The sequence below is a fragment of the Natronococcus sp. JC468 genome (assembly GCF_012163165.1).
Classification (GTDB): Archaea; Halobacteriota; Halobacteria; order Halobacteriales; family Natrialbaceae; genus Natronococcus; species Natronococcus jeotgali.
Genome location: NZ_JAAVUO010000010.1, coordinates 113,608 through 118,487 on the forward strand (window position 1 = coordinate 113,608; position 4,880 = coordinate 118,487).

5 protein-coding genes are annotated in these 4,880 nt (G+C 64.7%); 3 read left to right on the forward strand and 2 right to left on the reverse strand.

Annotation, left to right across the window (positions count from 1 at the left end):
• The first annotated feature begins 100 nt into the window (after nt 1-100).
• Nucleotides 101-1,132 (forward strand): deoxyhypusine synthase, encoded by a 1,032-nt coding sequence (locus GWG54_RS08480; RefSeq protein WP_167937369.1) that lies wholly within the window; start codon nt 101-103, stop codon nt 1,130-1,132.
• Between the two features lie 72 nt (nt 1,133-1,204).
• Nucleotides 1,205-2,284, forward strand: coding sequence for an NAD(P)/FAD-dependent oxidoreductase (locus tag GWG54_RS08485; protein ID WP_167937370.1), 1,080 nt, complete (start codon nt 1,205-1,207; stop codon nt 2,282-2,284).
• Nucleotides 2,285-2,298: 14 nt separating this feature from the next.
• On the opposite strand, the gene GWG54_RS08490 is transcribed toward GWG54_RS08485, so the two are convergent.
• Nucleotides 2,299-2,685, reverse strand: a complete 387-nt coding sequence (locus tag GWG54_RS08490; RefSeq protein ID WP_167937371.1) for a pyridoxamine 5'-phosphate oxidase family protein — start codon at nt 2,683-2,685, stop codon at nt 2,299-2,301.
• A 135-nt stretch (nt 2,686-2,820) separates the two neighbouring features.
• Nucleotides 2,821-3,489, reverse strand: coding sequence for a glycosyltransferase (locus GWG54_RS08495; protein WP_167937372.1), 669 nt, complete (start codon nt 3,487-3,489; stop codon nt 2,821-2,823).
• 207 nt (nt 3,490-3,696) lie between these two features.
• Here GWG54_RS08495 and GWG54_RS08500 point away from each other — a divergent pair, with 207 nt between their 5' ends.
• Nucleotides 3,697-3,879 (forward strand): hypothetical protein, encoded by a 183-nt coding sequence (locus tag GWG54_RS08500; protein ID WP_167937373.1) that lies wholly within the window; start codon nt 3,697-3,699, stop codon nt 3,877-3,879.
• Nucleotides 3,880-4,880: the final 1,001 nt, after the last annotated feature.

Here is a 4,880-nt window from a genome sequence, read left to right on the forward strand (position 1 = left end):
CAGCCCCCGCCCCCGCGGCCGCGGCCGGGGCCGGGGCGCGGGGGCTAGGGGGACCGGCGAGACCGCGGCGTTGAAAGCGCTGGACCGCCGACCCGAGGACATGACCGACGAGCACGACAGCGGCGAGGACGCACACGACGAGCCCGAGCGGGAGACGTTCGAGCACGATCCAGTGGGCCACGCCGAGGCTCGCGCGGGGATGACCGTCGGCGAACTCGCCGACGAGTACGGTAACGCGGGCGTCGGCGCGGCGAACCTTCACGAGGCCGTCGACGTCACCGAGGCGATGTTCGACGACGACGTGACCGTCTTCTTCGGCCTGGCGGGCGCGATGGTGCCGACGGGAATGCGCCGGATCGTCGCCGACCTGATCCGGGACGGCTACGTCGACGCCTTGATCACGACCGGGGCGAACCTCACCCACGACTCAATCGAGGCCATCGGCGGGAAACACCACCACGGCTGCGTACAAGCGGAGGGGAAAACGGAGCGCGAACACGACGAGACCCTCCGCGACGAGGGGGTGGATCGGATCTACAACGTCTACCTCCCCCAGGAGTACTTCGCGACGTTCGAATCGCACCTCCGCGAGGAGGTCTTTCCGGTGCTCGAGGAGGACGGCGTCGTCTCGATTCGGCGACTCACCGAAGAGTTGGGACGGGCCAACGCCGCGGTCAACGAACGCGAGGGCGTCGAGGAGGGCCCCGGCATCGCCGCGGCGGCATACGAGAACGACGTCCCGATCTACTGTCCCGCGGTCCAGGACTCCGTCCTCGGGCTGCAGGCCTGGATGTACTCCCAGACCTCGCCGTTCTCGCTCGACGCGCTGGCCGACATGACCGACCTGACCGACCTCGCGTTCGAGGCCGAGGAGGCCGGCGCCTTCGTCGTCGGCGGCGGCGTCCCGAAGAACTTCACCCTCCAGACGATGCTGGTCGCGCCCAGCGCCTACGACTACGCGGTGCAACTGACCATGGATCCCAAGCAGACGGGGGGGCTCTCGGGGGCGACCCTCGAGGAGGCCCGCTCGTGGGGGAAACTCGAGAAGGACGCCGAGAATGTCTCGGTGTACGCTGACGCGACGATCACGCTCCCGCTGGTGGTCGCCGCCGCGCGGGAACGCCTCGAGTAGTCGTCGATCGGCAGGGGTCGCGCGCACGTGCGGGCCACACCGTCAACACGGTCGGGAGCGGAGGGTCGCCCGATGCGCGACTCGATCCCCTCCTACGAGGTCGCCGTCGTCAGGCCGGCGGGACCGCCGCCGACGACGGCGCTGTACGCGACCCGGCTCGGGCACCGCACCGCCGTCTTCGAGAAGGAAGGCGGTCGTCACGCGGCGGTCACCCACGTCCACAACCTGCTGGGCGTTTCCGAGACCGTCTCCGGCAGCGAGCTGGCGGCCCACGCGGTCGCCCAGCTGGAACACTACGGCGGCGAGTTCTACCCGGACACCGTCGAGGCCGTCACCGAGATCGGCGACGAGGAGCCCCGATTTCGGCTCGAGGCGGCCCACGCGACCGTCGACGCCGACAGGATCGTCTTCGCGACCGGGTTTCGCGACCGGAGTCCGGAGGTGCCGGAACTCGAGCGGTTCACCGGTCGGGGGCTGCACTACTGTCTGCACTGCGACGCGTACGCGCTCGGTGACGGGCCGGTCTTCGTCCTCGGCCATACGGAGAGCGCAGCCCACGTCGCGATGACGATGCTCAACTTCACTGCCGACGTCGACCTCCTGCTGGACGGTCGGGAGCCCGAGTGGAGCGACGAAACCGACGAGCAGCTGCGCGCACACCCCCTCGAGCGAATCGACGCCGCCGTCACCGAAGCCTACGAGGGGAGCTCGGATCCGGACGAACCGCCGGGGTTCGGCGGGCTCGCGTTCTCGGACGGCACCGAACGGGACTACCTCGGCGGGTTCGCGATGTACGGGACGGCGTACAACGCCGATCTCGCCGCCGAGCTGGGCTGTGCGCTCGCCGACGACGGCGCGATCGACGTCGACGAGAGCAGGGAGACGAGCGTCGACGGCGCCTACGCGGTCGGCGACGTCACCCACGGGCAGAACCAGACGCCGATCGCGATCGGTGACGGCGCCTACGCCGGGCTCGCGATCCACAAGGACCTGCGGCGGTTCCCGAAGTCGCTCGAGGAACTCGACGGGGAGTCCGCGGCCGACGACCGCGCGGCGCCGGGCGCGCCACCGGACCTCCGAGCCACGATGCGCCACGTCCGGGAGCTCGAGACCCATCCGGGACTCCGAGAGCCGTCGCCCGAGCAGGGCTGACCGTCGACCGGCGCTCAGTAGGTTCGGTAGCTCGCCGTGCCGACGTCGATCCGAACGAGCCGGTTCTCCTCGTAGGCGTCGCTGGGCGCGCCGTACTTCTCGTTGATCCGGCGTCTGGCCGCGTCGGTCTCGGCCTCGTCCTCCACTACTGTCGCAGTGCCCAGCAGCGTCACCGTCCACCGCGTGCGGCCGTCGTCGTCGTTCTGGATCGACAGCGACACCTTCGGGTTCTCGCGGACGTTCTCGAGTTTGCGCCCCGTTGTGACGACCTCGACGGTGTCGTCCTCGTAGCGGAACCAGACGGGCGCGACGTGGGGGCGCCCGTCGACGCAGGTGCCGAAGTGAGCCATCACCGGTTCGTTCTCGAGCAGTCGTTCGGCTTCTGGTGGAACCGTCGTCACGGCCGGAGATGGGGGCCGGGCCCGCAAAAGCGGCCGCCCCGCGACTGCCGACGCGTCCGGTTTCCTGTCCGTCAGTTCCAGCGCAACCGCCGCCCGGGTCGCGGTTGCGCCGGGACATCGGTACGGCAATCCGTCTCAGACTGACGCCCGGAGCCGACCCGCGTCGAGGGAGACGTAGTGAAACAGCGTCCCCGTCAGCCCGCTGTCGGCGATCCGCCGGCCGGAGCTCTCGACGAGCACCGCGTCGTGGTAGCCCGTGGGAAACTGGCGGCCGAGCCGTCGGCTGAACGCGGTGTCCTCGTTGGGCACCTCGGGGAACCCCCCGGTCTCGAGGAAGGCCCGCCGGTGGACGAAGAAGTTGAACCCGGGGAGAACGGGGCGTTCGAGGCGCGGGAAGGCGTGGTTGATCGTCGCCTCCATCAGCTTCGCCCGCAGGGGCCCGGTCATCCGACAGGCCGAGCTGGCGGCCGCGAGGTTCTCGCGCTCGACGAACCCGAGCATCTCGGTCAGGTAGTTCGGGCGAACGCGCGTGTCGGCATCGATAAAGGCCAGCCACTCGCCCGCGGCCGCCTCGCCACCCAGGTTTCGGCCCGCGGCGATGCTCGAGCCCGTCCCCTCGAGGACGGTTGCGCCGTGTGCCCGGGCGATATCGGCGGTCCCGTCGCTCGAGGCGCCGTCGACGACGATCACCTCGGAGACGTAGTCGGTCTCGAGGGCCGCGATGCTCTCGAGGCAGTCGGGGAGGTAGTCGGCCTCGTTTCTGGCGGGGACGACGACGCTGACGTCCGGCACCGGGAGAGACATCCGTGGGCTCGAGTCCGCTGGCCTCGAGTATAATCTTCGGGCGGGCAGGTGCCGACAGGCGACCGCGGCGATATTCGGTAGGTCATGAACATTTATTATGGTTCGTGCAGTAGGGTGGTGTACAGATGTCGGTCGTACCCGTACGCACGCTCGCCTGATTCTCCGACGACAGCACCGTCCGCCGACGACGCGACCTTCCGACCGACAATGAGCACCCGACCCCACACCACCCCGACCGAACCGACGCCCAGCCAGCCGACGACCCGAACGACCCGACCGACGGCCACCGAACGCGCCCCGGCGACGTTCTCGAACGGCCGCACCGACCGCCTGCAGAACCTCATCGACGAGTGGAACACCGCCTTCGCGGACGGCTCGAGCGCCGAGTGAGGACCGTTCGGTAGGATCCAAACCGTCTTCTGGCTCTCGAGCGTAGACTCGCACGGCCGATGACGACCCACTCGCTCCGAGCCGGACTCGGCACCCGGTCGTGACGAGCCCTATGAGTGCCGAGGCCATCGATTTACGAGTACCACTCCCTGTCCTTATAGACGCAAAACTAGCTGGTTATTGGGTAGCAAATCTGTCATAAGGAGTTTAAATACACCGGTGGACTGATACCGCCAGTCGATTTAAGCATTATCCACCATCTCGGCCCAATCGGTTTCTAATATCATTTCCTCTCTGATCCAACCGCTGAACCAACTCCTTATCGAGTATCTTGAGTCCAGTAGAGGCCAACGCTGATTCTAAGCCAACCATGCTCCACAATATATAATATGTTCTGCACAACAATTGCTATAGAACCAGGTTGAATACCTTTCATTGAGCGTAGTTCCCTGCCACTCTTTAGTTATAAAATTGCTCTTTTGATACTCTTTTTTACAACCACTATGGCAGGAATCGATGAAAATCAATACTATCGAGTGAAAATCTATAATAAGGAATGTTGATTATATATGTCACAAGTAGATAAGTACCCTCTATAGCCGTAGGACTCTGATAGATAACTCACATAAACTATTCGTAGAAGGAAGAAGGTATGTCTAATAATGCATGTGGCATCACATCCTCGAATTAACACGCCACCAGAAGAGCGGAAGATCTGGCGATATACCTCCCTTCCACAGTTAATTTCAATACTCACATCAGACGCTCTATTTTTTGCCAGAGCAGACTCTTTCGAAGATGACGCGGAGGGTGCACTCCCAATACCCACGAAACAGCGACGGGACGAATTACTGGATAGTCTCGATTCGAAAATATCTGATGAATTTGTCCCGTCAGCTACACGTGCATTCACTCAATTCACATATATTTGGTAGTTCCCATCGTTGCTGATTGCTGACTCGATTTCTGGAGCAAAGCGAACAAGATCAGAGCACCGAATT

What these genes read in the sequence shown, in the direction of transcription:
- GWG54_RS08480 (WP_167937369.1), top strand. Translation starts at nt 101, where the DNA reads ATGACCGACGAGCACGACAGCGGCGAGGACGCACACGACGAGCCCGAG.
- GWG54_RS08485 (WP_167937370.1), top strand. Translation starts at nt 1,205, where the DNA reads ATGCGCGACTCGATCCCCTCCTACGAGGTCGCCGTCGTCAGGCCGGCG.
- GWG54_RS08495 (WP_167937372.1), bottom strand. Translation starts at nt 3,489, where the DNA reads ATGTCTCTCCCGGTGCCGGACGTCAGCGTCGTCGTCCCCGCCAGAAAC.
- GWG54_RS08500 (WP_167937373.1), top strand. Translation starts at nt 3,697, where the DNA reads ATGAGCACCCGACCCCACACCACCCCGACCGAACCGACGCCCAGCCAG.